This is a genomic window from Mesorhizobium salmacidum (SeqCode) (genome assembly GCF_037179605.1).
Lineage (GTDB): Bacteria > Pseudomonadota > Alphaproteobacteria > Rhizobiales > Rhizobiaceae > Mesorhizobium > Mesorhizobium salmacidum.
The window spans coordinates 1-1712 of sequence record NZ_JAPYKS010000069.1; the positions used below are offsets into that span (position 1 = coordinate 1).

Here is a 1712-nt window from a genome sequence, read left to right on the forward strand (position 1 = left end):
CCTGCGCGGGCTTCCGCCGTCACCAGCAAGGTCAGCGCGCCGACATCCGAGATCACCACTGCCTGATACTGAGAATCACCTGGCGAAGATCGCGCATGTCCACCGGCTGACCGCAATTCTTGCACACATAGAAACAGTCCCGGTCATCATCTTCGGGATCGCCCTCGTGCCGCTGGCCTTTGATCGGTGGTCCAAGATCCGAGAGCTTCGTCATTTTCCGCGCAGCCTCTTGGCTTCGCGTTCCAGGGTTTCACGGTTGTTGCCGTGCTGCCTGATCAGGTCGCGCACCTGTTGCGGTGTTAGCCCCGTCTTCTGAGCGAAATAGTCGATCTCGTAATCCTCGCTATTGGATACGCGGTCTCGATCCCGGAAATCCTTCTTGCTCTTGTCGTCGACCATTTTACGTCCTCCACTTCGATGTGGAGCAACGTGGGTTCTGGCGGTTTGTTGCACCGCCACGGCGATTTCCGAAAGTGGAGAGTCGCTATGGCAAGTGAGGTGCATCACCATCGACCATCAGTCGCTCGTGCTCCAAGAAAGAATGCCAGACAACTTGGCGCGCGTCCCGTTCATCCACCATCTGGCCGCACCGCGGGCAGCGGTAGAAATACTCACTTTCGTGGTCGGCGATTTTGCCGTTGAGGTGAGGTTCAAATGGGCCGAGATCTGATAGCTTAATCACTGTAATCATTATAACATTCAATTTAGCTAGAATGTTCCGGAACGAAATCGGACGCTGCGTCTTGAATCGCGGTCCTGCGAGTTCCTGCATGCGTTTGAAGTTCGTCGAGCCGCTGATGCCGACCCTGGTGGAGAAACCACCCGAGGGTGGCAACTGGATTCACGAGGTCAAGTTCGACGGCTACCGCTCGCAGATCGTCAGGGATGAGGATGGTGTGCGCATCTTCACCCGGCGCGGCCTTAACTGGACAAGAAATACCGGGATCTCGCCAAGGCGGCTGCAGAGCTCGGGGTGGAAAGCGCCATCATCGACGGTGAGATCATCGTGCTGAACGATGCCGCCTGTCGGACTTTGGCGCACTGCGCAAGGCGATCACCAAGCGGCAGCACGACCTCTATTTCGTCGCCTTCGATCTGCTGCACCTCAACGGCCATGATCTTCGCGACATGCCGCTAGAGGACCGTCGGGAGATCCTTGCCGAGCTGATCCCAGAAGGACAGCACATCCAGTTCAGCCAGGCGGTGCCAGGCAATGCCGCCGGCATATTTCATCTTGTCGACAAGGCTGGCCTAGAAGGCGTGGTTTCGAAGCGCAAGGACAGCAAATATCGCAGCGGTCCGTCCACGAACTGGCTGAAGGCTAAATGCTACACGGTCGAGGAATACGAGTTGCTAGGCGTCGAACGAGAGCCCGGCAAGCCGGCTTTCGCTTTGATCGCCGATCGGACGACAGGGCAATATGTCGGCTCCGCCTTCATCAATTCCAGCCGGGCGATCCGCGAGCGCCTATGGAAGCGCGTTCAAGAGCACGCCGGACCGGCGCCGAAGGGCATGAAGCGACGGGCGACGCAATGGGTAAAGCCCGGGATTATTGGCCGCGTGAAACACTTGCGCGGCGAACAGGATTTGCGGCACGCTTCCTTGCAGGATTTTCGCGAGGAGAATCATGCCAATTCGACGAAAGGCAACTGAAGCGGGAATTTTGGAGCCTGAGGAACTGGCATTGCTGGGGCGGGTGTTCGAACAGATCA

At 57.7% G+C, this 1712-nt stretch carries 1 protein-coding gene and 1 pseudogene; one reads left to right on the top strand and one right to left on the bottom strand.

Annotated features, from left to right (window positions below):
* Window positions 1-210 precede the first annotated feature (210 nt).
* The gene (locus tag O7A60_RS31615) at window positions 211-399 is read right to left on the bottom strand and encodes a DUF3606 domain-containing protein (RefSeq protein ID WP_337109565.1); all 189 of its coding nucleotides are present in this window, start codon (window positions 397-399) and stop codon (window positions 211-213) included.
* A 371-nt stretch (window positions 400-770) separates the two neighbouring features.
* Here O7A60_RS31615 and O7A60_RS31620 point away from each other — a divergent pair.
* Window positions 771-1653: pseudogene (locus tag O7A60_RS31620) on the top strand (ATP-dependent DNA ligase).
* Window positions 1654-1712 lie beyond the last annotated feature (59 nt).

Excerpts from the sequence above, each read along its gene's own strand:
- O7A60_RS31615 (WP_337109565.1), bottom strand. The coding sequence starts at position 399 with ATGGTCGACGACAAGAGCAAGAAGGATTTCCGGGATCGAGACCGCGTA.